Here is a 23,890-nt window from a genome sequence, read left to right on the forward strand (position 1 = left end):
GAATGTGTTTTTAAGGATAAAAAGGATTATTTATGGCAGAAATTAGTCAAAGTTATTATGCAAGTTTGGAACGCACGATTATTGCATCAATTATTTTTGATCCTAGTGGTTTTGATGATATCTTAGATCAATTGCAACCAAAGGATTTTTCTTACCCCTCACATCGTAATATTTTTGAAGTATGTATGCAACTACATCAGCAAGATAATCCTTTGGATGAGGAATTTATCAAAAATAAGATGGATAAAAAGATTGTGAGTGAAGAGGAATTTTTGTTTATTTTAGGGACAAATCCTATTGCAAATATTGAAGCATATATAAAAGAATTGAAAAATGCTTCTTTAAAAAGAGAATTGCATCATCTTGCAAATATGATGCGTGAGCAGTCTTTGAGTAGTGAGTATAGCAGCTCTGATATTTTAGAAGTTGTAGAAAAAAAGATTTATGAAATTTCTACAGAAAGCGTGCAAAGTGAATTTAGGCACGCAAAGGATATTGTGTATTCTACGATTGAGAGAATGCGTGAGCTTAAAGAGCTTGGTAATCAAGAGATTACAGGCATTACCACAGGTTTTGATGAACTCAATAGGGTTACTACAGGATTTAATAAGGGGGATTTGATAATTATTGGTGCAAGACCTGGTATGGGAAAAACTACTCTAGCCTTAAATATCGTGCAACATATTTTAAATCATAATAAAGGAGTAGCATTTTTTAGCTTAGAGATGCCAGCAGAGCAATTGATGCTAAGAATGCTCTCAGCCATCACTTCTATTCCACTCTCTGATTTAAAAATAGGCAAATTAGATGATGAGCAATGGAGTGAATTAAGTAGATCTACAAATTTTATGATGGAAAAAGATTTTTATGTAGATGATGGGAGTTCTTTAAATATAGCACAACTAAGATCTAAATTAAGAAAGCTTAAATCAAGGAATCCAAATATTGAAATAGCGGTGGTAGATTATTTGCAGTTAATGCGAGGTGGTAGCAAGGAGAGACATATAGAAGTAGGGGAAATTTCAAGAGGATTAAAGATTTTAGCAAGGGAATTGCAGATTCCAATCGTTGCTTTATCTCAGTTAAATCGTGGAGTTGAGGGGAGAGATGATAAGCGTCCTTTACTTTCAGATTTAAGGGAATCTGGCTCTATTGAGCAAGATGCAGACATTATTTTATTTGTTTATCGTGAAGATGTTTATAAAGAAAGGGAGCAAAAACAAAAGATTGCAAAACTTGAAAATGATGGCAAAAAGGATGAAGCAAGAAATTTAAAAAAGGCAATGGCAGATGAGTTTATGAAAAATAATGGTGTGTATCCTGTTGAAATCATTGTGGCAAAAAATCGAAATGGTGAAACAAAGGATGTGAATATTCAATTTAATAAGCGTTATACAAGATTTGAAAATAAGGCATCAGCTAGACAAACAGAAGTGGTTTATACCCCCACAAGAGATAATGATTTAGAAAATGTCAGTATGCCTGGAATCATCCAATAAAAGATATGCACCTCTTGCTTTAGCATTATTTGACAACAAGAAGCAAAAAGGAATTTTTGTTTTTTGTTGCATTGTGATATTTTTTCTTAGTCTTTGGAAAATTTATGCAGATTATCAGACTTATTTGAGTAATACAAATTATGAAATCATTGCTCAAGTAAAATCCCAATATACCAAAATCAAAAATCAAAGAGAATATTTTGTCTTGCGTGTGCAAGATACTAAAGGGTATTATTTTTATATCACCTCATTTTTAGATTTAAAATCTTTGGTAAATAGGGAAATTAGAATCTATGGGAAAATGAAGCAGTGCAGCTTTTTTGAGTTTTTAAAAAGTTGTTATTTTTCTGCTTATAATATTGCCTTGATGCCACAAGAAGGCTTTAAGGCAAAACTACAAGATTTTATTGACAAGCAGCATCAGGATATAAGACACTCTATGCTATATCGTGCTTTATTTTTTGCAGATTCTTTGAGTAAGGAATATAGAGATAGAGTAAATGCCTTAGGAATTGCACATCTAGTAGCAATTAGTGGTTTTCATTTAGGGATTTTAAGTGCATTGTTATTCTTTATTTTTCAGCCCATTTATGGATTTTTTCATAAGAGGTATTTTACATATCGCAATAGAATCTATGATTTAAGCGCTATGGTGCTTTTTTGTATGTTTTTGTATCTTATTTTGCTTGATTTTCAAGCCTCTTTTTTGAGAGCTTTTGTTATGAGTGTTTTTGGTTTTTTGCTCTTTTTTGGAAATATGAGGATTTTTTCTTTTGAAATGCTTTTTGTTATTGTGGGGTGTATTCTTGCTGTTTTTCCAAGATTGGTATTTAATGTAGGATTTGTGCTTTCTGTATCTGGTGTTTTTTATATTTTTTTGATTTTAAGACATTTTCCAAAAATGCCTTGGTATCTTTGGATTATAGCTTTTAATAGCAGTATCTTTTTTCTTATGGGAATTATTGTGCATTTTTATTTTCCTTATTTTTCTTTTTATCAATATTTTTCTATGGTTTTATCTGTGTTGTTTGTAGTATTTTTTCCTCTGATGTTGTTTTTGCATACCATTTTTCTAGGAGGTATCTTTGATTCTTTTTTGGATTTATTTTTAATAATGCAATTTAGAGTAATTGAGTTTTATACCCCTTGGTTTTTATTAGTATCTTATGTTTTACTTTCTTTTTTTGCAATTTTTAGTAAAAAATGTTTTTATGTGTTATTGGCTTGTAGTATTTGTTTTTATTGCTATTTGAGTTATTTGTTTTTAGCTTAAAGTGTTTTTGAGCTATAATTTTTGTTTTTTTAAAGGAGTAGGATTTGCAGGGAATTTTTCGTTTATTGGGCAAAGGACTTTTGGTAATCTTGCCTTTTTTGATTTTAGTTTGGATACTTTCATTTTTTTATGGGATTATTCAGCATTTAGTGCAATTTGTTTTCAATACAACAGCAAATAGTATTTTTGCCACTTCAGTTATTTTTGTTATTATATTTTTGATTGTGCTTTATGCGGGATATTTATTTGAGAAAAAGCGTGAATTTATTTTGTTAAAAATTTCAGAGATTTTTATTGCAAAGATTCCTGGTATAGGTTCTATTTATGGAGTTTTGAAAGATGTGGTAAAAATGTTTTCAGGCTCTGGAGGTGAAAGCTATCTAGGGGTTGCTATGATAGATTTGGCAGGAAGTGATGTAATTGGCTTTATGACAAAAGAAGAGGAAGACTTTTTTTGGGTTTTTGTCCCTACTACACCAAATCCTACATCTGGAATTTTACTTAGAGTGCCAAAAGATAAGATACGAAAGACAGATATGAGTGTTTCTGATGGATTGAAAAAAGTAGTTTCATTAGGGATAAAATAAGTTTGGAGCATAAAAGTGTTTAATTTAATAGCAAAAAAAATTAAAAATTTTAGTGAGTTGGTAATGTTTGAACATACCATTTTTTCTGCTTCTTTTAGTTTTATGGCAATTTGTGTTGCCTTGATGTATAAATATTTTGCAAATTCTTTTGATGTATTCTCAGAAATAAAAATTTTTTTCTTATGTATTATTGCTCTTGTGAGTGCGAGAAATTTTGCAATGGGTTTTAATCGATTGTGTGATAGGGATATTGATAGGAAAAATCAAAGAACAAAGAATCGCCCAAGCGTAGATGGTAGAATAAGTCTTTTTACGATGATATTATTTTGTAGTCTCAATGCATTGATCTTTATTGCTGTGAGTTTTTTTATCAATCAATTGGCCTTTTATCTTTCTTTTCCTTTCTTGATAATTTTGGCATTTTATTCTTTTATGAAGCGTTTTAGTGTTTTGGCACATTTTATTTTAGGACTTTCCTTGGGATTGGCTCCTATTGCTGGAGCAGTAGCTATTTTGGGAGCAATACCTTTATGGAGCATTTTTTTGGCATTGGGGGTTTTATTTTGGGTTGCAGGGTTTGATTTATTGTATTCTTTGCAAGATATAGAGTTTGATAAAAAAGAAGGGCTTTTTTCATTTCCTGCAAAATTTGGGATAGAAAAAACATTGTTTTACTCAAGAGTTTCACATTTTTTTGCAGTATTTTTTTGGTTTTGGTTTTTATGGAGTATCAATAGCGGAATTTTTGGATTTCTTGGAATCTTGTGTGCAACAGGAATGCTATGCTATGAGCAATATATCGTTGCAAGGGATTTAAAAAATATTCCCAAAGCTTTTTTTGTGACTAATGGATATTTGGGATTTGTATTTTTGGTATTTATTATTTTAGAAGTTGTAGCAAGGATTTATTATGCATGAACTTTTGAGTGTATGTAGAGATAATGGCATTCAAACAAGGGTTGTGGATTGCTTTTTGGATGTAGATTTTTCATTGTGTGAAAATGAAGAAAAATTTATGGAAGAATTTTATACATTGCATTTAGCCCATCAGAGTTTGCAACAATGGTTTGAGAGATTACAAAATAAAGATAAGGGTGAAAATGCTGCAGTTTTAGAGATACTAATAGAGTTGTATAAAAAAGTTTTAGATTTAGAAAAAAAGATTCAGGGTGATCAAAAAAAGCTGATTGCTTTAGATTCTAAAAGTGTTATTTTAGGTTTAGGGCATGAGGTAATGTGGATAGAGAAAGATGTGCTTGAAGTGGGAAAGAGCTATTATCTGCGTTTTGTTTTGCCAAATTTTTCTGATAGAATAATAGCTATTTTTGCAAAGGCTTTAAGTAAGAATGCATTACGCGTGACAAAAATGCATTCTAGGGATATACAGGATTTTGATAGTTATGTAGTTGCAAAAGAAATGGAAAAAATAAGATGGCAAAAGCATTCCAAGAGGGAAGAAGATGAGTAATGAGGTATTATTTGGCATTTGTGTAGCAAGTATTGTTGTGGCACTTTTTGTGCTTTTTTTTGCTCTTATTAAAATTAAAGAGTTTAATAGACAGCTAAAATTATTAGAGAGTGCTATTGAAAAGGCAACTAATGACAATCACCAATTGCAAAAAATATTGCAAGCTAGCAAGGAAAAAGAGCGTTTTGATACAGCAATGAATGCTGAGGAAATCAATAGTGTATATAGAGAAATAAAAGAAATACGAGAAATGCTAAAAAGTGACCGAACTTATTTTGAAGAAAAGTTTGTGAGATTAGATGGAAAAGTTAGAGATTATGGGCATTTGAGTGGCAGTAGTGATATAGATGAAAAACGCATTATTAGCTTATTCCAAGAGGGGTGGAGCATTGATTCTATTGCAAAAGAATTACGAATAGGTCGTGGCGAAGTGGAATTTACTCTTAAATTGGCAGATATTACTGATTTTTAATCGTTTTGAAACTGATTGAATTTTTTCCACCTGATGCACCTTGTAGTTATTTGGAGGGATATAGGAGTAGTTTTAGGTATTTTTATATTGAAGAGTGTAGTGAGTATTTCTATCAAGGATTATTAGAGAGGGGTTATAGGCGTTTTGGATTGCATTTTTTTGTTCCTATTTGCAAAGGATGTAATGCGTGCAAAACTATTAGGCAAGATGTTGCAAAATTTTCTCCCACAAAAAGCCATAAAAGAGTTTTGCAAAAAAATATGCATATTAGAGTAGAGATAAAAAAACCAACACTTACTCAAGAAAAACTCTTGCTTTATGATAAATATCATAAAAATATGCAGATAAAAAAGGGGTGGAATTATCAAGGTGTTAGCACGGATTATTATAATGAGACTTTTATTTTGGGAAGTTTAAATTTTGGCTATGAATTTGATTATTACCTTGAAGATAGGCTAATTGGCGTAGGCTTTACAGATATCTTAAAAGATTCTATTAGCGCAATTTATTTTTTCTATGATCATGATTTTCAAAAACAAAGTCTTGGAGTATTTAATATTTTGATGCAACTTTATTTTGCAAAACAAAAGCAAATAAAATATTTTTATCCTGGTTATTGGATACCAAATCATCGTAGTCTTGGATATAAATCTCAATTTATGCCTTTTGAAATTTTGTATAATACGCCAGATTTATTTGAAGCCTTAGATTATCGAATTTTTCAAGGAGTATAAGTGACCAATAAAGTTTCAAAGATTTTTGGAAAAGTCGCTTCTTTTGCATTTCCAAGACCTATACAATGCTTTATTAATAAAGTTTATATAAGAATTTTTAATATTGATTTGAGTGATTTTGATGCTATTGAAAATTATAAAACCCTTAATGCCCTTTTTACGCGTGCTCTTAAGAAAAAACGAGTTTTTGATGAGAATCATCAAATAGTTATTGCTCCTACAGATAGTCTTATTACAGAAATAGGTGAGGTTAGAGATGATAGGGCATTGCAAATTAAGGGAATGGAGTATAGTGTAGAGGAATTATTGGGCGAAAAAATTTCCTCTCAATATATTTTTGTAAATTTTTATCTCTCTCCTAGTGATTATCATCGTTATCATAGCCCTTGTGATTTAGAAGTGCTTGAAGTGCGATATTTTGGAGGAGAGTTGCTCCCTGTAAATTTTCCATCTTTAAGAAAAAATAAGAATCTTTTTGTTAAAAATGAGCGTGTAGTTGTTGTGGCAAGGGATAAGAATAATCAGAAATTCTTTTTTGTAGCAATTGGTGCATTAAATGTTGGAAAAATGTCTTTGCATTTTGAAACAAGAGTGCAGACAAATGCCATAGCAAATCAAAAATGTAGTTTTGCTTATAATAATCCCATTAAGATAAAAAAAGGGGAGGAAATGGGAATGTTTGAAATGGGATCTACTGTGGTGCTTTTTGCAAAAGATTTTAAGAGCAATCTGCAAGTGAATCAAAAAGTTAAGTTTGGAGATAGTATAGGAATTTTTTAATGCAAGAGAGAACAAAAGAAAAAATACAAGAATTATTAGAAAAACACAATGCACTATTGGTAGCACATTTTTATCAAAAAGATGAGGTTGTAGAGCTTGCACATTTTTGTGGGGATAGTTTGGAGCTTGCAAGAAAGGCATCTAAGGATTCTAGAAATTTAGTAGTTTTTTGTGGTGTGGGATTTATGGGGGAGAGTGTAAAGATACTTGCACCAAATAAAAGAGTGATTATGCCAAAGATTGCTTGTTGTTCTATGGCAAGAATGATTAGTAGTGATTATTATGATAGATCTATGGAGCTTTTAAAAAGTTATGGCATTGAAGATATTTTCCCTATGACTTATATCAATTCTAGTGCAGAAGTAAAGGCCAAAGTAGGAGCTATGGGTGGAGTGGTCTGCACAAGTGCAAATGCTAAGAAAATTTTTGAATATGCTAGAAGTGCAAACAAGAGGATATTCTTTTTGCCTGATAAATGTTTAGGTGCAAATCTTGCAGATATGTTTAATTTAAAATATAGTATTTTAGGTATGGATTCCAAAGAGGATATTTTGCAATCTGATGTTATTTGTTACAATGGTTTTTGCTCAGTTCATCAGCTTTTTAGTGTAGATGATATTGATTTTTATCGTCAAAAATATGAGGATATCTTGATTGCGGTGCATCCAGAGTGCAAGCCAGAAGTTGTAAAAAAAGCAGATTTTGTGGGTTCTACTAGCCAGATTATTGCGTATGTTAAAGGATTGCCAGATTCTCAGGCTGTTGCAGTTGGAACAGAATTTAATCTTGTCTCAAGATTGCGTCCTCAAAGTAATAATACTTTTGTGCTCTCTAGCACTATTCCAGAGTGTCCAACGATGAATGAAACAAGTCCAGAAGATGTGTTGAAGCTTTTGGAGGCTTATGATCAAGGAAGAGTGCATAATGAAATCTTACTAGATAAAGAAATTGCAGATATGGCCAAAAGGGCTTTGGATAAAATGTTGGAGCTTTCATAATGGATGTTGAAGATTTTGTTAAAGAAATCTACAGAGAGGATATTGGGCGAGGGGATTTATTTGAGCGTTTGATACAAGAAGATTTTCATGTGAAGGCTTTGATAAAGGCTAAGGCTGATGGAGTGCTATCTGGGGTTGTGTATGTAGAGCAAATTTGCAAAACATATGGCATTGAAGCAAAATTTTTTAGAAAAGATAGAGAGAGTTTTAAAAAAGCTGATGGAATTATTGAATTAAGTGGTTCTTATACAAAACTTTTAAAACTTGAGCGTTGTATTTTGAATCTTTTGCAACATTCAAGCGGTATTGCTACATTAACAAGGAATTATGTTGAGCTTTTAAAAGACTATCAAGTGGAACTGCTAGATACTAGAAAAACAAGACCTTTGCTTCGTGTTTTTGAGAAATATTCTGTGCGCAATGGTGGAGGTAAGAATCATCGCTTGGGGTTAGATGATGCGTTGATGTTAAAAGATACGCATCTAAAATATATCACTAATTTAAAGGATTTTTTACAAAAAGCAAGGAAGCAGATGCCTTGGACAAGTAAGATTGAGATTGAGAGTGAGGATATTGCTTTTGCAAAACTAGCAATGGAGTGTGGGGCAGATATTGTAATGTGTGACAATATGGAAATTGAAGACATCAAAGAAGTGGTGGAATTTAGAAATAGTTTTTATCCTCATGTTTTATTAGAAGCTAGTGGAAATATCACAAAAGAGACTTTGATTCAATATGCAGAGACAGGAGTAGATGCTATTAGTTCTGGTGCTTTGATACATCAAGCTACTTGGATTGATATGAGCATGAAAATGCTTTAGATTTAAAGTAGATTTTATAAACAAAAAAAGGAAATTAATGTATCAAACAGAGATTTTAGTTTTAGATTTTGGGAGTCAATATACACAGCTTATTGCAAGGAGATTACGAGAGATAGGAGTTTATACAGAAATTGTTCCTTATTTTGAAAAACTAGATTCTATTAAATCTAAAAATCCTCAAAAAGCAATACAAAACTACAAAACTCACGATCTAAACTCTCCACTTCTTTTAGGTGAGGTTAGAGAAGGGGATACGATCACTCAAGGCGTGCAAAAATCATTTCTCAAACCCAAACAAACTCATTTATTTGATTTGAGAGGGGAGCAATGCTAGAGATAAAAGAGATTCAAACCAAAAGCATACTTTCTCAATCTAACCTCCCTGTATGCGATTACTCAGCAAATCCTTATACAGGTTGCACTTTTGCGTGTAAGTATTGCTATGCGTGTTTTATGAAAAGATTTAGCAATCACCCTGAAGTGTGGGGAGAGTTTTTGGATGTAAAGTATTGGCAACCTTTGAAAAATACTCAAAAATATGCCAACAAAGAGCTTTTCATCGGCTCAGTAACTGATCCTTACAATCCTCAAGAGAGGACATATCAACGCACAAAAGCACTCCTTGAAGAGCTTAAAGATAGTGGGATAAAGCTTAGCATTGCTACAAAGTCAGACTTGATTCTTAGAGATTTAGAGCTGATAAAAAGTTTTAAAAACGCTAGAGTGTCTTTCTCAATCAATACTTTAGATGAGAATTTTAGAAGAGATATGGATAGAGCAGTACCGATAAAAAGGCGACTTGAAGCGATGAGGATACTCTATAATGAAGGAATTACCACAACTTGTTTCATCTCTCCTATCTTCCCACAAATCACTGATGTGGAGGCGATTATCAATGAGGCTCAGAGCTATTGTCATTTTATTTGGCTTGAAAACCTTAATCTTAGAGGAAGCTATAAACCTGTGATTATGGAGTATATTCGCACCAAATACCCCAAACTTCTCCCTCTCTATCAAGAGATTTACACTCAAGGCAAGAAAAACTATTGGCAGTGGCTAGATTCAAAACTCAAAGTATTTGCAGAGGGCAAGGGGATAGAGTATGTCTATAATGATGATACCCTCATCCCACGCTCTAAGCCTATCATAGTCAATTATTTTTATCATGAGCTAATCAAGAAAAATGCCAAAGTGATTAAGAGGGAGAATCAAAAAGAATGGGGGATTTGAGATTGAAATAATATGGAAAATAATCTATAATTTCCCCTTAGAAACTTCCTTTAAGGACTAGAAATGTTACAAACGATCAATCTCACAATGCGTTATGCGACAAAAAAACTCTTTGAACATATCCAAAAAGCTGATAGCAACGAGATTAGAGGCAATCTTTGGAAAAATTCTTTGGCGGAGAGAAACATAGAATGGTACTAAGTAATCCTATGTTTGAGAGTGAAAACTTTTTAGTCCTTGATAAGTTTATCAATCACCTAGATTTTGAGAGTATCATTGCTTGGGTGAAGTGTTGTATAAATTTAGTGGTAATGCGATTTATATAAGTCATAATAGAGGGCTTATTGATGCCATATGCTAACTGAATTATTGAGCTAAGGTTTAAAAAATATAGCAGAGGTAATTGACTTTAGGGGGACTATGAGGAGTATTTGGAGAAAAATAAGTAGGGAAAGCTCCAAATATTCCTTATAATTTGAGTAATTATTTTTTAAAAGGTGTGAAATGTATCAAACAGAGATTTTAGTTTTAGATTTTGGGAGTCAATATACACAGCTTATTGCAAGGAGATTACGAGAAATAGGAGTTTATACAGAAATTGTTCCTTATTTTGAAAAACTAGATTCTATTAAATCTAAAAATCCTAAAGGAATCATTCTTAGTGGAGGTCCTGCAAGTGTATATGAAGAAGGAGCATATAAACCTGATGAAAAAATATTTGATTTAGGTATTCCTATCCTTGGTATTTGCTATGGAATGCAATATATCGCTCATCATTTTGGTGGTTCTGTAATTAGGGCTGAAGCTCAAGAATTTGGTAAGGCCAAGCTAGAGTTGTTGAGAGAAAAATTTATCACTTCTTGTGAGGATTTGGAAGTTTTGCATCAAGTTTGGGAAAAAAGTTTTGTGGCAAGACATGGCTTTATGGATGCTAAGACTATTAAAATGATTGTAAAAAATGTCAAAAATACTTTGCAAAGCGCTCAAAAAATCTATATGCTACAAAAGCAAGATGCTATTTTGGGCTTTTGTATCGTCAATAAAGAGCATTTTGAATGTTATGGTATTGATAAGACACAGAATCTAAAAGATATGTGCGAGGAATTTTTGGATTTTATTATCACTAATAAAATTATTGAGAGTGATGTGATTTTATCAAGATGGGACAAGAATGATAAAAATGGATTAAACGCTTATCAAGAGATCGGCTTTGAGGTTACTGGGCAAAAAGGAGAGTTAGTAGAACTAGCATTGGATATTAAGAAAAAAGCACTAAAGCAAGATCTTTTTATGGGGGTAAAACAAGATTCTATCGTATGGATGAGCCATGCTGATAAAGTAGAGAAAATCCCCGAGGGGTTTGTCGAACTAGCCAAAAGTGGCAATACGCATTATTGTGCGATTGCTGATTTTGAGAGAAAAATTTATGCAATCCAATTTCACCCAGAAGTCGTGCATAGTGAGTGCGGAGGAGAAATGCTTAAAAACTTTGCAGTAAATATCTGTGGAGCAAAGACAAGTTGGAATATGCATAACTTTGCTGAGAGTGAGATTGCCAAACTTCGTGAGATTGCCAAAGATGGCAAGGTGCTTTGTGCTGTGAGTGGGGGAGTGGATAGCTCTGTGGTAGCGACATTGCTCTATCGAGCTATCGGGGAGAGGGTGATCCCTGTCTTTGTAGATCACGGACTTTTGAGGGCTGATGAGAGAGAGGCAGTAGAAGAGATGTTTAGAGAAAATCTAGGTGTGCCACTCATCACCGTGGATGCTAGGGAGATTTTCTTAGGTAAGCTAAAGGGTGTGAGAGATCCTGAAGTGAAGCGAAAAATCATCGGAGAAACATTTATTGAGGTGTTTGAGGCTGAAGCTAAAAAACACAATGCTAATGGAGAGATGAAATTCCTAGCTCAAGGCACACTCTATCCTGATGTGATCGAATCTGTGAGTGTCAAAGGACCAAGCAAGACGATTAAATCTCATCACAATGTAGGTGGATTGCCTGATTGGATGAAGTTTGAACTCATTGAGCCACTCAGAGAGTTATTTAAAGATGAAGTGAGGGCTTTAGGAAGAGAGCTTGGAATGCCTGAATCTATGCTAATGCGACACCCTTTCCCAGGGCCAGGACTCGCTATAAGGATTATGGGAGAGGTGAATGAAGAGGATTTAGAGCTTTTAAGAAAGGCTGATAGAATCTTCCTTCAAGAGCTTCATTCTAGCGGGTATTATGACAAGGTATGGCAAGCGTTTTGTGTGCTTCTCAATGTCAAGAGCGTGGGAGTAATGGGAGATAATCGCACCTATGACAATACAATCTGTGTGAGAGCTGTGGAAGCACTAGATGGAATGACAGCGACTTTTGCTCATCTTCCTCACGACTTGCTAGAGAGGATTTCTAATCGCATTATCAACGAAGTGGAGGGAATCAATCGCGTAGTGTATGACATCACAAGCAAACCACCAGGCACAATTGAGTGGGAGTAAGGGGGTGTATTATGGCAAAAAAAGAAGCGCAAACAGATTTATGGGTATATGAGCTTTTAAAAGAGGCAAAAATTAGATTGACTTATCAGGGTTCGGATATTAAGGAATTGAACGAGGCTTTAAGTAGTGCTTCTAAAAAAGGGACAAATAAACAAGGATATCCTGAATATTGTGGTGTGGTAAAAGATTTTGTTATTGTGATTGAGAATAAGGCTGACATAGATAAGCACATAAAGCTTGATAATAATCATCTTATCTCACAAGAGCAAAAAGATATAGAAAATTATGCACTCAATGGTGCTTTATGGTATGCAAAGCAAATTATTAAAAATCAAAATACTTATAAAAAAGTTTTTGCCATTGCTGTAAGTGGAGATAGTAAAAAACATAGAATCACACCGATATTTGTAGATAATGGAGCATTGATAAAAGAGCCTTTAGAAGACATTGAAACTTTTATGCTTTTAAATGAAGCAAATATTGAGGAATATTATAAAAGAGAAGTACTAAAAGAAGAAACTAGCAGACAAAAAACAAAGGAAGAGATTGAAAAAATTGCTGCTGCCTTACATGAAGATTTAAGAAATTATGGGGCTCTAGATGATAGAAATAAACCATTAGTAGTAGCAGGAATCTTACTTGCATTAGATGAGATGAAAGCTAAAGGTTTGGATTTAGAGTATTTGAACAATGATGAAATTGATACTGATGGAAGTAAGATTTATGAGCTTATTAAATCAAATCTCAAGCGTTCTCATCTTGCACCTCAAATCAAATATGATAAGGTTCTAACACAATTTTCTGTAATTAAAGATACCAAAAAGATTAATGAGCTTTGTGAAATCACTGATAAAAAAGGCTTAAAAATCAACTGCACCCCCTTAAAGCATTATGCAAAATTTATTAAAGAAAATATTTTTGATTCTATTCATACTATAAAGAATTCTAATGATTATTTGGGGATATTTTATAGTGAGTTCATGCGTTTTAGCGGTGGCGATGGACAGACTTTGGGTATTGTGCTTACGCCTACGCATATTACAGAGTTATTTTGTGATTTGATAAATTTAAAAGCTAGCGACAAAGTGCTTGATCCATGTTGTGGAACAGGTAGCTTTTTAATTACTGCTATGGATTATATGTTATTAAAAGCAAAAAATGAAAGACAGAAAGAAGAGATTAAAAAGAATCAGCTTTTTGGCTTTGAATTGCAATCTTTTATGTTTGCTGTTGCTACTGCAAATATGGTTTTAAGAGGAGATGGCAAAAGTAATCTATATGATGAAGATTTTTTAAAGCAAAATCCATTAAACCTCCAAGAAAACTTTATGGCAAATGTAGGTTTTATGAATCCACCTTATTCTCAAGGTAAGATTGATAAAAACTTAACTGAAATTGCATTTACTGAACATCTTTTAAATTCTATTTTAAAAGATGGAAAAGTCGTTGTGATAGTTCCACAATCTGCCATGACAGGTAAAAGCAAAGAAGAAAAAGCTATCAAGGCAAATATTTTAAAGCACCACACCTTAGAGGGTGTAATAACTTTAAATAAAAATACTTTTTATGGTGTAGGGACTAATCCTTGTATAGCTGTCTTTACCACAGGAATGCCTCATAGCAAGGATAAGATTTGCAAGTTTATTAATTTTGAAGATGATGGCTTTGAAGTGCAAAAGCATAAGGGCTTGGTTGAAACTATACATGCCAAAGATAAAAAAGCGTATTTATTAAAGGTTTGGCATGATGAGCTGGAGTCCCCAAGTAAATTTTGCGTAAAAACCACTATAGAAGCAGATGATGAATGGTTGCATAGTTTTTATTATTTTAATGATGAGATTCCAACTCATGAAGAGTTTGAAAAAACAATGGCAGATTATCTTACTTTTGAATTCAATATGATAACACATGGCAGAGGTTATTTGTTTGGATTGGAGGATGAAAAAGATGCAAAATGACTTAACTAGTGTAGAGTGGAGAGAATTTAAGCTTAGTGAGATTTTTATAAATTATCATGGAAAGAGATTGATTGAAAAGCAAAGAGTTAAGGGAAAAATTCCTTTGCTTACGGCTGGAGAGAGCAATAATGGAATTACTTCTTTTATAGGTAATAAAATTGTAAGTTATAAGAATTTTATTTCTATAGATATGTTTGGAAATTCTTTTTACCATCCTTATGAAGCTTGTGGAGATGATAATATATATTTCTTCTTAAATGAGGAAGTATCTAAATATGTAAAAATATTTTTTGTTTGTTGTATTAACAAACAAAAAAGGAAATACTCATATGGTAAACAATTTAGGCAAAAAAATGCTGATAATTGCAAGGTTATGCTTCCCATAGATTCCAAGGGTAATCCAAACTGGCAGTTTATGGAAAACTATATGAAAAATATAGAACAGAAATATATTAACAATATCGTAAATTATTATAATAAAAAATTAGCTAGTAGCTATGGAGAGACAATATCAATTGATGAATATAGAAATTAAGTAAAAAAGTTAAAAGGTATTCAATGGAAAGAATTTAGTTTTGATTTTGTTTTTAAAGAAATAAAGCGAGGAAAAAGATTAATTAAAGACAACCAGTTTCAAGGTAAAACCCCTTATGTTTCTTCAAGTGCTCTTAATAATGGTGTTGATAATTTTATAAACAATAGTGAGAATATAAGAAAATTTAGTAATTGTATTTCTTTGGCAAATAGTGGAAGTGTCGGGAGTGCATTTTTCTATTCTTATGAATTTGTTGCAAGCGATCATGTTGCACAACTTATACAGCCCAAGTTTAGTAAGTATGTTTATTTGTTTTTGCTTCCAATCATTGCTCGTTTAAGCGAAAAATATAGCTTTAATCGTGAAATTAATGATAAAAGAATCAACAGGGAAAAGTTACTACTCCCTATAGATTCTAAAGGCAATCCAGATTATGCATTTATGGAATCCTATATGAGAGTGATAGAAAAAAACATCTAGACAAAATTATAGCTTTTTATTGCTCTAAAATTGCCTAGTTTTATTATTATTTCTTTTTTTATGGTTCTATCAAGTATAATGACATTTAAAGATAGTTAAAAGAGAGAATAATGAAAAGGTTACTCAATCAACCTCTTGATATCTGTGGCTTGGAGCTTCTTTCTCAAGTAAAAAATCAGAGCATTGCCCTAGCATTTTTTGATCCTCAGTATCGAGGAGTGTTAGATAAGATGAAGTATGGCAATGAGGGGGAGAGGCAAAAGGGGAGAAGTGAGCTTTTTCAAATGAGTGAAGAGATGATCATTAAATTTATTTTGCAGATTCACAGGGTATTAAAGCCAAGTGCCTATCTTATGCTTTGGATTGATAAGTTCCATCTCTGTGAGGGAGTGCAAAAATGGCTAGAAAACACTACATTTCAAAGTGTAGATCTTATTACTTGGGATAAGGGAAAAATGGGAATGGGATACCGCACAAGAAGACAAAGTGAATATCTACTTATCTTGCAAAAAAAGCCCATCAAAGCCAAAGGCACTTGGAATCTTCATAATATCCGAGATGTATGGAGTGAAAAACTCTCAAAAGAAGAGTTAAGGGCTCACCCCCACAGCAAACCAAAAGGGCTTCAAAAAGCCTTGATTCTTGCTTGCACACAAGAGGGGGATATCGTGCTAGATCCTGCGGCTGGGAGTTTTAGTGTGTTTGAGTGTTGCAAAGAGCTTAAGCGTAATTTTTTAGGGACTAATTTATCTTAGATCTATTTTCTTTGAAAGTTGGCTTGCTGCTAGCATTGCACCTACATTTTCATGTGCATATGGAGGATTGAGGGCGGTATTGAGATTGGCAAATTTTATGGAGCCTTGAGGATGTCCGATAAGTGCTACAATATTGGAAGCATTGAAAGAAAAATGATTTTCTATATAAACATTTTCCCAAAAATTTACACATTTTAAGGGTTTAGGGCTTGAATAAGAAATGCTATCAAGTGTCAAGAGATATTTTATTGGAGTTTGAGTTTTAAAGAGTGTTTTGATGCTATTGCAAGCACCCCAGCTATGTGCAATGATATATATTTCTAAACCTTGAGTTTCTAATAATTTAAAAATATCCAAGAAATATTCTAATCCATCATAGGTGCTGTAGAATTTGCAGAAATCTTCTTGCTCAAATGTATAAAAATGATTAAAAACTACTTTTGTAAAACTATCACAAAAACCACCAGCAAATATAATTGCTTTTTTACAATCAGAATCTATTGCTTTGACAAAAGATTCTGATTGTGATATTCCATCGCCAAAGCTTTTTACTTTGTTTTTATTAGGGTAGTCAAAATTACTTGGAGTGATGATGATTGGTGGAAAAAGCATAAGATCCCTTTATTTTTTTTAAAACATTTTAGCATTAAAAGTAATTCCAAGGATAATGGTTCCAATATCTTGGGGTTTAAAAGAATTAAGATATGCAATATCTAAAGAGATATTGTCTTTATGGATTAAAAAAGAAGCACCGACTTGATAAAAAGAAGAGTTTAAGAGTATGTGAGGATTATTAGAAGTGCTGATTTCTGAAACAAGCCAAATTTTATCGGTGATATTGCCACTAATGCTTCCACTTAAGGTCAAGAGATGTTGTTGTGTGCTTGTGTGATAAGCCCATCCTATATTTAGAGTAGTGCGCATTTTTGCATCAAACCAATTAAAGCTTAAAGGGATATAGGAATAAAAATTGTTGTTTCTATGAGAAATATCTGTGTTGATGATATTGCCCCCAATAATACCAATATTAAAAAAGTTATCAGGTGTTGTGTAAAATCCTTGTTCTATTTCGATAAATCCTTTATTTTCAAAGCTTTGGGTTGAGGCATTGTTTGCAACCTGTATGGAAGTATATTTTAAAATTACACAATCTCCATAGAAGCCAAGATTTTGTGATTGTTCTGATGTGTTAAGCCAGATATCAAACTCGCAAGTTCCCTTTTCTCCCGTGAAAGTATCTCCAACAATTGTCCATCCTGCGGCAAATGTTTGACAAAAACAAACACAAAATAAACAAATTTTTTTTATCATTTTTTAATTCCAAATTTGAGGGTTTTGGAAAATTATACTAGTTTTTAGGTTTTTGTGATTGGTAGCTTTTAGATTTATTTACTTATTTGTTTTTTGTTTTTGTTTCATTTATTCTCAAGATATTACAAAGCAGGATAACGCAGTTGTTCCTTATAAGAAATTTTTTCTCTCTATCATTACTCAAAATGATTCTTATTTTAATGTGTTTATTGATCGCTATTATACCGCTGGACATGGATTGCTTTTTAGTTCTAAAGAGGGAGAGTATGGGTTTTTAGATTCTTTGGGTTTTATCAAGGGGGCTAGCTCTTTTAGTGTTGCAATCAATCAGAGCATTTATGCACCAAAAGATAGAAGAGCTACTCAGCCATCTTATGGAAGCCATCCTTATGGAGGTTATGCAAATATTGGATTTTTTTGGCACCATAGAACAAGGGATATTTTAGAAAATATTGGTATTAGGGTTGGAATCACTGGAAATGCATCGTTTGCAAGAGAGGCTCAGGATTTTGTGCATAGTGTTATAGGAAGCATTCTTTTAAAAGGATGGGGGACACAAATTAAAAATGAATTTATTTTCAATACTCACTATGACTGGACATATAGGCATAAAATCAGGGATTTTGGTATTTTTTCTATTGATGTTTTGCCAAATTTTGAAATTGCTATGGGAAATGCCAATATTTATACCAAAGGAGGAGCGGTTTTTAGAATAGGCAGAAACTTACAAAGCACTTTTTTGCCACAAGGGATTGCTGGAGAAAATGGAGGACTTAATACAGGCAGGGTTTATGCTGATGGTTTGGGATATTATTTTTTCTTAGGTGTAAATGGTGGATATGTTGCTCGTAAGCTTTTTATTCAAGGTAATACACTAGATGCCTATCGCAGGGCAGATTTGGTGCATTGGGTAGGGAATTTTATCAGTGGATTTGCCATTGTATCTGGAAGAATGTCTTTTACCTATCAAGCAATTTATACATCAAGGGAGTTTGCAAAGCAGGAAAAAGCTCATGGTGTGGGTAGTTTTAATTTTGCGTGGAGTTTTTAATTTAGATTTTTTAGAGCATCAATATCTTGAATTTTAATTTCTTTTCTTAGGTTTTTTACAATCCCTTGTTTTTCTAATTTTTTTAGAAGTCTAGTAAGAGATTCTCGTGTGCTTCCAAGATGATTGGAAAGTTCTTGATGTGTAATATAAAGTGAGTTATTTTGCATATTTTTTAAAGCAAATTGTGAAAATTTATAAGAAAGAGATTTGAAATTCGTAATATTTAATGTAGTGATTGTTTGACTTAATCTTTTTGTTAATAAATGGGTTAAAAAATTTTGAAAAATAATATTATCTTTTAATATATGCAAAATTGAACTAGGGAGTATTGCAGTCTTTGTGTCTTGCATAAATTCCAAAATAATATCCATTTCAACGCTATTATAAACACAATTTGCAGATAAAATGCAACATTCTCCAGCATCAAGATAAAAAAGATCAATTTCTCTTCCTTGCTTTGATAAACTAAAGATTCTAGCTTTTCCATCAAGAATAAAAAGTAATCCTTTGCACATTTGCGTGTCAATATAAAGTCTCTCTTTATTTATAAAATTCTTATTGACTAGAGCCTTAAGAATGTGTTGTTTTAAATCTAAGTCTTTTAACATAAGTGAGTCTATCCAGTGTGCGATAAAAGAATGCATTTCTAATCCTCTATTTGAATTCATATTGTAACAATATCACAAAATAAAAATTTTGAATTTTTTATAATTTTTTATCAAATTTAAGGAAAATAAGGTGAATGAACGAAGAAAATTTTTTAAAAAAGTAGCTTTTGCAACAAGTGTATTAAGTATTGCAAGTGCAGATGCTAGTATTGGTAAGAATGAAGCAAAAGCTAGTTTAATCGATTTAAGTTTGTGTGATGGTTGCAAAGATTATTCTATGCCTTTATGTGTGGCTGGTTGTAGGGAAAAGAATTTACAAAATTATCCAAATCCAATCAAAGAAATACCAGATTATTATCCTAAAAAAATTAAAGAAGATTTTTCGAATAATAAAGATGATATCGGCAAACTTACTCCCTATAACTGGATTTTTATTCAACATATAAAGGTTGAGGATCAAGAGATCTTTATTCCTAGAAGATGTATGCATTGTGATGATGCTAGCTGTCAAAAAGTCTGTCCATTTGGGGTAATTAAAAAGTTTTCAGATGGTGCCGTAAGGATTGATGAAAAATATTGTTTTGGAGGAGCAAAATGCGGGGATATGTGTCCTTGGGGCATTCCACAAAGACAGGCTGGAGTTGGAATTTATCTCAAGCTTGCACCAAAATTTGCTGGAGGCGGAGTGATGTATAAATGTGACATGTGTCATGATATGTTGATAAAAGGGCAAAAACCTATGTGTGAGCAAAGATGTCCAAAACAAGCAATTATTTTTGATGATAGAGAAAAAATTTATCATTTAGCTCATGAAAAAGTAAAAAGGCAAGGAGGTTATATTTATGGAGATATCCAAAATGGGGGAACTTCAACTTTATATTATTCAAAAATACCTTTTGAGAAAATTAATTTGGCATTAGAGGAAAAATATCAAAACAAAAAGGGAACACCACATATGCAAGTAGAAGTAGAAAATAAAGTGTTAAGTCAGGAAAAATTAATAAAAAGTGTCTTAGCTGCTCCATTTATAGGCGCTATTGCAGGGATTATTGCTGTTAAAAGGAGTAAAGATGAGCAAGATAGTTAGACAAAGCTTACTAAATAGGATAATTCATTGGGGAATAGCAATAAATGTTTTTCTTTTGATAATAACAGGAATTTTTCAACTTCCTGTAGCAAAAAGATATGGAATTAATGAAATATTTTTAATGCATTGGAGTGGAGATTATTCTTTTAATCTAGTTTTACACTATATAGCTTCATTTTTTTTGATTGTGTTTGTATTTTTTCATATTGTATTTCATATTGTAAGAAAAGAGTTTGATATTTTTCCTAAAAAAGGAGATTTAAAACAGAGTTTTTTAATTATAAAATCCATGTTACTAAAACAAAAAGAACCACCTAGTGCTAAATATTTAGCAGAACAAAGGATTGCTTACTTTGTGATAGGCAGTACCCTTTTGTTGCTTATTATTACAGGATTGCTTAAGAGCTTGAAAAATTTAGCAGGGTTTAATCTTAATAATGAAATGTATTTTTATGTGGCTACCTTGCATAATATTGGGTTATTTTTAATAATTCTTGCTATTTTTGGACATTTAAGTGCTTTTATTTTTAAAGAGAATCGAAAACTTTTGAGTGCAATGTTTAGTGGCAAAGTTGATGCAAAATATGTATTGCACAGGCATGGCTTGTGGCATAAAGGGATTAAGGAAGCTAAAAAAGTGTTGCAAGAAAGCATAGATAAAAGACCTAAGTAAATATAATAAGGATATTTTTGCTAGAATTGTGCGTTTTATAACTTAAGAAGTTTAGAGGATTAAAATGCTACAAACAATAAATCTTACAATGAATTATGCGACAAAAAAGCTTTTTGAAAATATCAATTTAAAATTAGATTCTGGAAAAAGATACGGATTGATCGGTGCTAATGGCGCTGGAAAATCTACTTTTTTAAAAATTCTTTGTGGAATTTATGAGGCAAGTAGTGGGGAGATTGTTGTCAATCCAAATGCAAAACTTGGAGTTTTAGGGCAAGATCAGTATGCTTTTGAGGATTTGAGTTTAAAAGATGCTGTTTTGATTGGAAATAAAAGACTTTTTGATGCTATCAAAGAGAAAGAAAAACTTTATCTTGAAGGGGATTTAAGTGATGATAAGGTGAATGAGAGACTTGGTGAGCTAGAAATAATATGTGCAGAAGAAGACCCCATGTATGAATATGAGGTTGTGATTGAGAAAATTTTACAAGATTTGGGCTTTCCTACCTCTCAGCATGATGATTTGATGAAAACTTTAACAGGTAGTGATAAATTTAAGATTTTATTAGCACAAGTTTTATTTCCAAAACCTGATATTTTGCTTTTAGATGAGCCTACAAACAATCTTGATTTGCCTGCAATTGCCTGGCTTGAGGAAAATTTAAAGCGTCATGAAGGAACAATGATTGTTATTAGCCATGATAGGCATTTTTTAAATACAGTTTGCACACATATTTTAGATTTAGATTTTAAGACAATTAGAGAATTTGCCGGTAATTATGATGATTGGTATATTGCTGCAACTTTGATTGCAAAGCAACAAGAAATGGAGCGCAATAAAAAATTAAAGGAAAAAGAGGAATTAGAAAATTTTATTGCAAGATTCTCTGCAAATGCAAGTAAAGCAAAACAGGCTACTTCTCGCCAAAAACAATTGGAAAAACTAGATATTAAAGCACTTGAAGTTTCAAGCAGAAGAGATCCTAGCATTGTTTTTAAACCAAAACGCACTATTGGAAATGAGGCTTTAGAGTGTGAGGGGATATCCAAGTCTTATGATGATAAGGTTGTGTTAAAAAATGTGAGTTTAAAGATTTTACCAGGTGATAAAATCGCTCTTATTGGTGGAAATGGTGTTGGCAAAAGCACTTTATGTAAGATTTTGGTAGAAGAAATGCAACCAGATAGTGGGAGTGTAAAATGGGGGGCTACTACAGAGCGTGGATATTTTCCTCAAAATGTTAGCGAAACAATCAAGGGTGAGGAAACGCTTTATGAGTGGTTGAGAGGCTTTGATAAAAAAGCTGATAGCGGGGAGATACGCAATGCATTAGGTAGAATGCTATTTAATGGGGAAGAACAGGAAAAAAGTATCAATGCTCTTAGTGGAGGAGAGAAGCATAGGATGGTTTTATCAAAATTGATGCTTGAGGGAGGAAACTTTTTAGTATTAGATGAGCCAAGTAACCATTTGGACTTGGAATCTATTGTTGCATTGGGGGAAGCATTGTATAAGTTTAATGGAAATGTGATTTGTGTAAGTCATGATAGGGAGTTGATAGGTGCCTTTGCAAATCGTATTATTGAACTTGTTGATGATGGTGATAATGGAGCTAGAGTGATTGATTTTAGAGGGAGTTATGAGGAATACCTTTTGAGTCAAAAGTAGTATAATTGCATAATCAACTTTTTAGAGGAAGTTTTGTGTTAAGAGCGATATTTTTTATTGTAAGTATTTTTCTTTTTGGTTTAACAAAAGATTTAAGTATGCAGGAGGCTTGGCATTATGTTTTAGAACATAATGATGGGATTAAGGCTGAAGAATTAGGAGTGAAAAGACAAGAGAAGCTTACTTTGGGTTCCAAACTTTCTTTTTTGCCAAATATTGATTTTAGTGCTTTTTATATACATTTAGCAGATCCGGTAAATATTGATACCACCGCAACAAAACAAAAAATTGTAAATACGATTTCTAGTGGTAATGGAGCAGGCACAGCACTTGCTCCATTGTTTCAAGGGGCATTGAGTCACATTCCTGATCAAATCAATGTGATTAAACAAGATGTGATTGTAGGTTCGCTTAATATCATTTATCCTCTTTATACTGGTGGTAAAAGAATCTATGCTGCAAAAATTGCTAAATTACAAGAGGTTGATGCAAATGAGGCATTGCGTCTAAAAAAATTAGCCACTTTTGAGGAATTGACAAAAATTTATTATGGTGTATGGCTACAACAGCAAATTTTACAAACCTTGCAAGATATTGAGAGTGGATCAAAAAATCATTATGAAAATGCACAAAAGCTTCAGAAAGCAGGGCAAATTGCAAAGCTTGAAGTTTTGAGTGCGCAAGTAGCTTTAGATAAGGCTAAAAATAAAACAAAAGAAGCTCAAAATGCCCTAGAAGTATCCCAAATGGCTCTTGACCTTGTTTTGGGATTACAGAATGTAAATCCAAGTTCAAAAATTATTATGCCTCATACGGCATTAAAGGAGAGTGAAGGGTATTTTGTCCAAAAAACTTTAGATTCTTATCCCATTTTAAAAAGTCTTGATCAAAAAATTTTAATTACCAAAGAGATGAAGAAAATTGAAATTTCTAAATTTTTACCCGAGGTTACATTGATTGGATCTTATTTTGTTGATAATAATTTTTTATTTAATCAATCCTTGCCCTCATGGTATGCTGGAATTGCAGCACGTATGCCTTTGGTTACAATAGGAGGTAGAATCCCTCAGATTCAGGCAACAAAAATTGCACAAATGCAACTAGATAAGACCAAATCTCAAGTCTCAAAAGATATGGAATTGCTTGTGAAGAGAACTTATAAGGAAATGCAGTTTGCTCAAGAAGAGTATTGGAGTTTGGATTCTAGTATTGATTTAGCAAAAGAGAATCTTAAATTACAAGAAAAAGCTTTTGCACAAGGGCTTGCTACAAGTTTGCAGGTTGTAGATGCGAGAAATGCATTGGCATCAGTTTTGATTGAACAAAAAAGCATTGCTTATAAATACATTGTATTGCTCTCAAAACTTATGGCAGTAAGTGATAGTGTTTCAATGTTTTATGAAATTCAACAATAAGG

General features: G+C 32.5%; 25 protein-coding genes and 2 pseudogenes. 24 read left to right on the top strand and 3 right to left on the bottom strand.

Features of this window, described 5'->3' with window-relative positions:
• Nucleotides 1–32: 32 nt before the first annotated feature.
• The 19 genes and pseudogenes from CQA57_RS02945 to CQA57_RS03035 all read left to right on the top strand — a co-directional run bounded on the left by CQA57_RS02945 (nucleotide 33) and on the right by CQA57_RS03035 (nucleotide 16,074).
• Entirely contained in the window at nucleotides 33–1,499 is a 1,467-nt protein-coding gene (locus CQA57_RS02945) for a replicative DNA helicase (RefSeq protein ID WP_115578748.1), read from the top strand.
• Nucleotides 1,471–2,772, top strand: coding sequence for a ComEC/Rec2 family competence protein (locus tag CQA57_RS02950; RefSeq protein WP_115578749.1), 1,302 nt, complete (start codon nucleotides 1,471–1,473; stop codon nucleotides 2,770–2,772). The genes CQA57_RS02945 and CQA57_RS02950 overlap by 29 nt, the downstream gene beginning before the upstream one ends.
• Before the next feature lie 44 nt (nucleotides 2,773–2,816).
• Nucleotides 2,817–3,359: a DUF502 domain-containing protein gene (locus CQA57_RS02955; protein WP_115578750.1), complete on the top strand. Its 543-nt coding sequence runs from the start codon at nucleotides 2,817–2,819 to the stop codon at nucleotides 3,357–3,359.
• Between the two features lie 9 nt (nucleotides 3,360–3,368).
• Entirely contained in the window at nucleotides 3,369–4,277 is a 909-nt protein-coding gene (mqnP, locus tag CQA57_RS02960) for a menaquinone biosynthesis prenyltransferase MqnP (RefSeq protein WP_407918730.1), read from the top strand.
• Nucleotides 4,270–4,827: a hypothetical protein gene (locus CQA57_RS02965; RefSeq protein WP_115578751.1), complete on the top strand. Its 558-nt coding sequence runs from the start codon at nucleotides 4,270–4,272 to the stop codon at nucleotides 4,825–4,827. The genes mqnP and CQA57_RS02965 overlap by 8 nt, the downstream gene beginning before the upstream one ends.
• The gene (locus CQA57_RS02970; RefSeq protein WP_115578752.1) at nucleotides 4,820–5,299 is read left to right on the top strand and encodes a DUF6115 domain-containing protein; all 480 of its coding nucleotides are present in this window, start codon (nucleotides 4,820–4,822) and stop codon (nucleotides 5,297–5,299) included. The genes CQA57_RS02965 and CQA57_RS02970 overlap by 8 nt, the downstream gene beginning before the upstream one ends.
• Before the next feature lie 50 nt (nucleotides 5,300–5,349).
• The gene (locus CQA57_RS02975; protein ID WP_407918731.1) at nucleotides 5,350–6,033 is read left to right on the top strand and encodes an arginyltransferase; all 684 of its coding nucleotides are present in this window, start codon (nucleotides 5,350–5,352) and stop codon (nucleotides 6,031–6,033) included.
• On the top strand, nucleotides 6,034–6,813 hold the full coding sequence (locus CQA57_RS02980; protein ID WP_115578754.1) for a phosphatidylserine decarboxylase: 780 nt from the start codon (nucleotides 6,034–6,036) through the stop codon (nucleotides 6,811–6,813).
• Nucleotides 6,813–7,811 (top strand): quinolinate synthase NadA, encoded by a 999-nt coding sequence (gene nadA, locus CQA57_RS02985; protein WP_115578755.1) that lies wholly within the window; start codon nucleotides 6,813–6,815, stop codon nucleotides 7,809–7,811. The genes CQA57_RS02980 and nadA overlap by 1 nt, the downstream gene beginning before the upstream one ends.
• The gene (gene nadC / locus CQA57_RS02990) at nucleotides 7,811–8,632 is read left to right on the top strand and encodes a carboxylating nicotinate-nucleotide diphosphorylase (protein ID WP_115578756.1); all 822 of its coding nucleotides are present in this window, start codon (nucleotides 7,811–7,813) and stop codon (nucleotides 8,630–8,632) included. Before nadA ends, nadC begins: the two co-directional genes overlap by 1 nt.
• 37 nt (nucleotides 8,633–8,669) lie before the next feature.
• Nucleotides 8,670–8,822, top strand: a pseudogene (locus tag CQA57_RS08345) (glutamine amidotransferase-related protein); the annotation flags it as partial.
• Nucleotides 8,823–8,959: 137 nt separating this feature from the next.
• Nucleotides 8,960–9,862 carry a radical SAM protein gene (locus tag CQA57_RS03000; RefSeq protein WP_115578758.1) on the top strand — a complete coding sequence of 301 codons (903 nt, stop codon included), beginning with the start codon at nucleotides 8,960–8,962 and terminating at the stop codon, nucleotides 9,860–9,862.
• A 63-nt stretch (nucleotides 9,863–9,925) separates the two neighbouring features.
• Nucleotides 9,926–10,063 carry a hypothetical protein gene (locus CQA57_RS08145; RefSeq protein ID WP_170126808.1) on the top strand — a complete coding sequence of 46 codons (138 nt, stop codon included), beginning with the start codon at nucleotides 9,926–9,928 and terminating at the stop codon, nucleotides 10,061–10,063.
• Nucleotides 10,036–10,214: pseudogene (locus tag CQA57_RS03005) on the top strand (ABC transporter ATP-binding protein); the annotation flags it as partial. The gene CQA57_RS08145 and the pseudogene CQA57_RS03005, both read left to right, overlap by 28 nt.
• Before the next feature lie 152 nt (nucleotides 10,215–10,366).
• Nucleotides 10,367–12,346 carry a glutamine-hydrolyzing GMP synthase gene (gene guaA / locus CQA57_RS03015; RefSeq protein WP_245941841.1) on the top strand — a complete coding sequence of 660 codons (1,980 nt, stop codon included), beginning with the start codon at nucleotides 10,367–10,369 and terminating at the stop codon, nucleotides 12,344–12,346.
• 11 nt (nucleotides 12,347–12,357) lie between these two features.
• Nucleotides 12,358–14,304, top strand: a complete 1,947-nt coding sequence (locus CQA57_RS03020) for an HsdM family class I SAM-dependent methyltransferase (RefSeq protein WP_115578759.1) — start codon at nucleotides 12,358–12,360, stop codon at nucleotides 14,302–14,304.
• On the top strand, nucleotides 14,294–14,839 hold the full coding sequence (locus CQA57_RS03025) for a restriction endonuclease subunit S (RefSeq protein ID WP_170126809.1): 546 nt from the start codon (nucleotides 14,294–14,296) through the stop codon (nucleotides 14,837–14,839). Before CQA57_RS03020 ends, CQA57_RS03025 begins: the two co-directional genes overlap by 11 nt.
• Before the next feature lie 81 nt (nucleotides 14,840–14,920).
• Nucleotides 14,921–15,319, top strand: coding sequence for a restriction endonuclease subunit S (locus CQA57_RS03030; protein ID WP_245941847.1), 399 nt, complete (start codon nucleotides 14,921–14,923; stop codon nucleotides 15,317–15,319).
• Nucleotides 15,320–15,429: 110 nt separating this feature from the next.
• A complete protein-coding gene (locus CQA57_RS03035) occupies nucleotides 15,430–16,074 on the top strand; it encodes a DNA-methyltransferase (protein ID WP_115578762.1) in 645 nt (214 codons plus the stop codon).
• Here CQA57_RS03035 and CQA57_RS03040 read toward each other — a convergent pair.
• Both CQA57_RS03040 and CQA57_RS03045 read right to left on the bottom strand, forming a co-directional pair.
• Nucleotides 16,066–16,686, bottom strand: coding sequence for a hypothetical protein (locus CQA57_RS03040; protein ID WP_115578763.1), 621 nt, complete (start codon nucleotides 16,684–16,686; stop codon nucleotides 16,066–16,068). The two genes, CQA57_RS03035 and CQA57_RS03040, sit on opposite strands and share 9 nt — an antisense overlap.
• Before the next feature lie 18 nt (nucleotides 16,687–16,704).
• Nucleotides 16,705–17,385, bottom strand: a complete 681-nt coding sequence (locus CQA57_RS03045) for a hypothetical protein (RefSeq protein WP_115578764.1) — start codon at nucleotides 17,383–17,385, stop codon at nucleotides 16,705–16,707.
• A gap of 58 nt (nucleotides 17,386–17,443) precedes the next feature.
• On the opposite strand from CQA57_RS03045, the gene CQA57_RS03050 reads away from it, so the two are divergent.
• Nucleotides 17,444–18,436 carry a lipid A deacylase LpxR family protein gene (locus tag CQA57_RS03050; protein WP_115578765.1) on the top strand — a complete coding sequence of 331 codons (993 nt, stop codon included), beginning with the start codon at nucleotides 17,444–17,446 and terminating at the stop codon, nucleotides 18,434–18,436.
• Here the strand turns inward: CQA57_RS03050 and CQA57_RS03055 are convergent.
• Nucleotides 18,433–19,080 (bottom strand): Crp/Fnr family transcriptional regulator, encoded by a 648-nt coding sequence (locus CQA57_RS03055; RefSeq protein ID WP_170126810.1) that lies wholly within the window; start codon nucleotides 19,078–19,080, stop codon nucleotides 18,433–18,435. The two genes, CQA57_RS03050 and CQA57_RS03055, sit on opposite strands and share 4 nt — an antisense overlap.
• A gap of 94 nt (nucleotides 19,081–19,174) precedes the next feature.
• Between CQA57_RS03055 and CQA57_RS03060 the strand changes: the two genes are divergently transcribed.
• The 4 genes from CQA57_RS03060 to CQA57_RS03075 all read left to right on the top strand — a co-directional run bounded on the left by CQA57_RS03060 (nucleotide 19,175) and on the right by CQA57_RS03075 (nucleotide 23,888).
• Nucleotides 19,175–20,131, top strand: coding sequence for a 4Fe-4S dicluster domain-containing protein (locus CQA57_RS03060; protein WP_115578767.1), 957 nt, complete (start codon nucleotides 19,175–19,177; stop codon nucleotides 20,129–20,131).
• On the top strand, nucleotides 20,115–20,804 hold the full coding sequence (locus CQA57_RS03065; protein WP_115578768.1) for a cytochrome b/b6 domain-containing protein: 690 nt from the start codon (nucleotides 20,115–20,117) through the stop codon (nucleotides 20,802–20,804). The genes CQA57_RS03060 and CQA57_RS03065 overlap by 17 nt, the downstream gene beginning before the upstream one ends.
• A gap of 64 nt (nucleotides 20,805–20,868) precedes the next feature.
• Nucleotides 20,869–22,473 (top strand): ABC-F family ATP-binding cassette domain-containing protein, encoded by a 1,605-nt coding sequence (locus tag CQA57_RS03070; RefSeq protein WP_115578769.1) that lies wholly within the window; start codon nucleotides 20,869–20,871, stop codon nucleotides 22,471–22,473.
• A 35-nt stretch (nucleotides 22,474–22,508) separates the two neighbouring features.
• Nucleotides 22,509–23,888: a TolC family protein gene (locus CQA57_RS03075; protein ID WP_115578770.1), complete on the top strand. Its 1,380-nt coding sequence runs from the start codon at nucleotides 22,509–22,511 to the stop codon at nucleotides 23,886–23,888.
• Nucleotides 23,889–23,890: the final 2 nt, after the last annotated feature.

It is taken from the genome of Helicobacter anseris (assembly GCF_003364335.1).
GTDB classification, from domain to species: domain Bacteria; phylum Campylobacterota; class Campylobacteria; order Campylobacterales; family Helicobacteraceae; genus Helicobacter_H; species Helicobacter_H anseris.

Bases quoted from the DNA above. Each gene is read 5' to 3' on its own strand.
- nadA (WP_115578755.1), top strand. From the start codon at position 6,813: ATGCAAGAGAGAACAAAAGAAAAAATACAAGAATTATTAGAAAAACAC.
- CQA57_RS02945 (WP_115578748.1), top strand. From the start codon at position 33: ATGGCAGAAATTAGTCAAAGTTATTATGCAAGTTTGGAACGCACGATT.
- CQA57_RS03055 (WP_170126810.1), bottom strand. From the start codon at position 19,080: ATGCATTCTTTTATCGCACACTGGATAGACTCACTTATGTTAAAAGAC.
- CQA57_RS03040 (WP_115578763.1), bottom strand. From the start codon at position 16,686: ATGCTTTTTCCACCAATCATCATCACTCCAAGTAATTTTGACTACCCT.
- CQA57_RS02965 (WP_115578751.1), top strand. From the start codon at position 4,270: ATGCATGAACTTTTGAGTGTATGTAGAGATAATGGCATTCAAACAAGG.
- CQA57_RS03020 (WP_115578759.1), top strand. From the start codon at position 12,358: ATGGCAAAAAAAGAAGCGCAAACAGATTTATGGGTATATGAGCTTTTA.
- nadC (WP_115578756.1), top strand. From the start codon at position 7,811: ATGGATGTTGAAGATTTTGTTAAAGAAATCTACAGAGAGGATATTGGG.
- CQA57_RS02970 (WP_115578752.1), top strand. From the start codon at position 4,820: ATGAGTAATGAGGTATTATTTGGCATTTGTGTAGCAAGTATTGTTGTG.
- CQA57_RS03000 (WP_115578758.1), top strand. From the start codon at position 8,960: ATGCTAGAGATAAAAGAGATTCAAACCAAAAGCATACTTTCTCAATCT.
- CQA57_RS03025 (WP_170126809.1), top strand. From the start codon at position 14,294: ATGCAAAATGACTTAACTAGTGTAGAGTGGAGAGAATTTAAGCTTAGT.
- CQA57_RS08145 (WP_170126808.1), top strand. From the start codon at position 9,926: ATGTTACAAACGATCAATCTCACAATGCGTTATGCGACAAAAAAACTC.
- CQA57_RS02950 (WP_115578749.1), top strand. From the start codon at position 1,471: ATGTCAGTATGCCTGGAATCATCCAATAAAAGATATGCACCTCTTGCT.
- CQA57_RS03045 (WP_115578764.1), bottom strand. From the start codon at position 17,385: ATGATAAAAAAAATTTGTTTATTTTGTGTTTGTTTTTGTCAAACATTT.
- CQA57_RS03035 (WP_115578762.1), top strand. From the start codon at position 15,430: ATGAAAAGGTTACTCAATCAACCTCTTGATATCTGTGGCTTGGAGCTT.
- CQA57_RS03070 (WP_115578769.1), top strand. From the start codon at position 20,869: ATGCTACAAACAATAAATCTTACAATGAATTATGCGACAAAAAAGCTT.
- guaA (WP_245941841.1), top strand. From the start codon at position 10,367: ATGTATCAAACAGAGATTTTAGTTTTAGATTTTGGGAGTCAATATACA.
- CQA57_RS03065 (WP_115578768.1), top strand. From the start codon at position 20,115: ATGAGCAAGATAGTTAGACAAAGCTTACTAAATAGGATAATTCATTGG.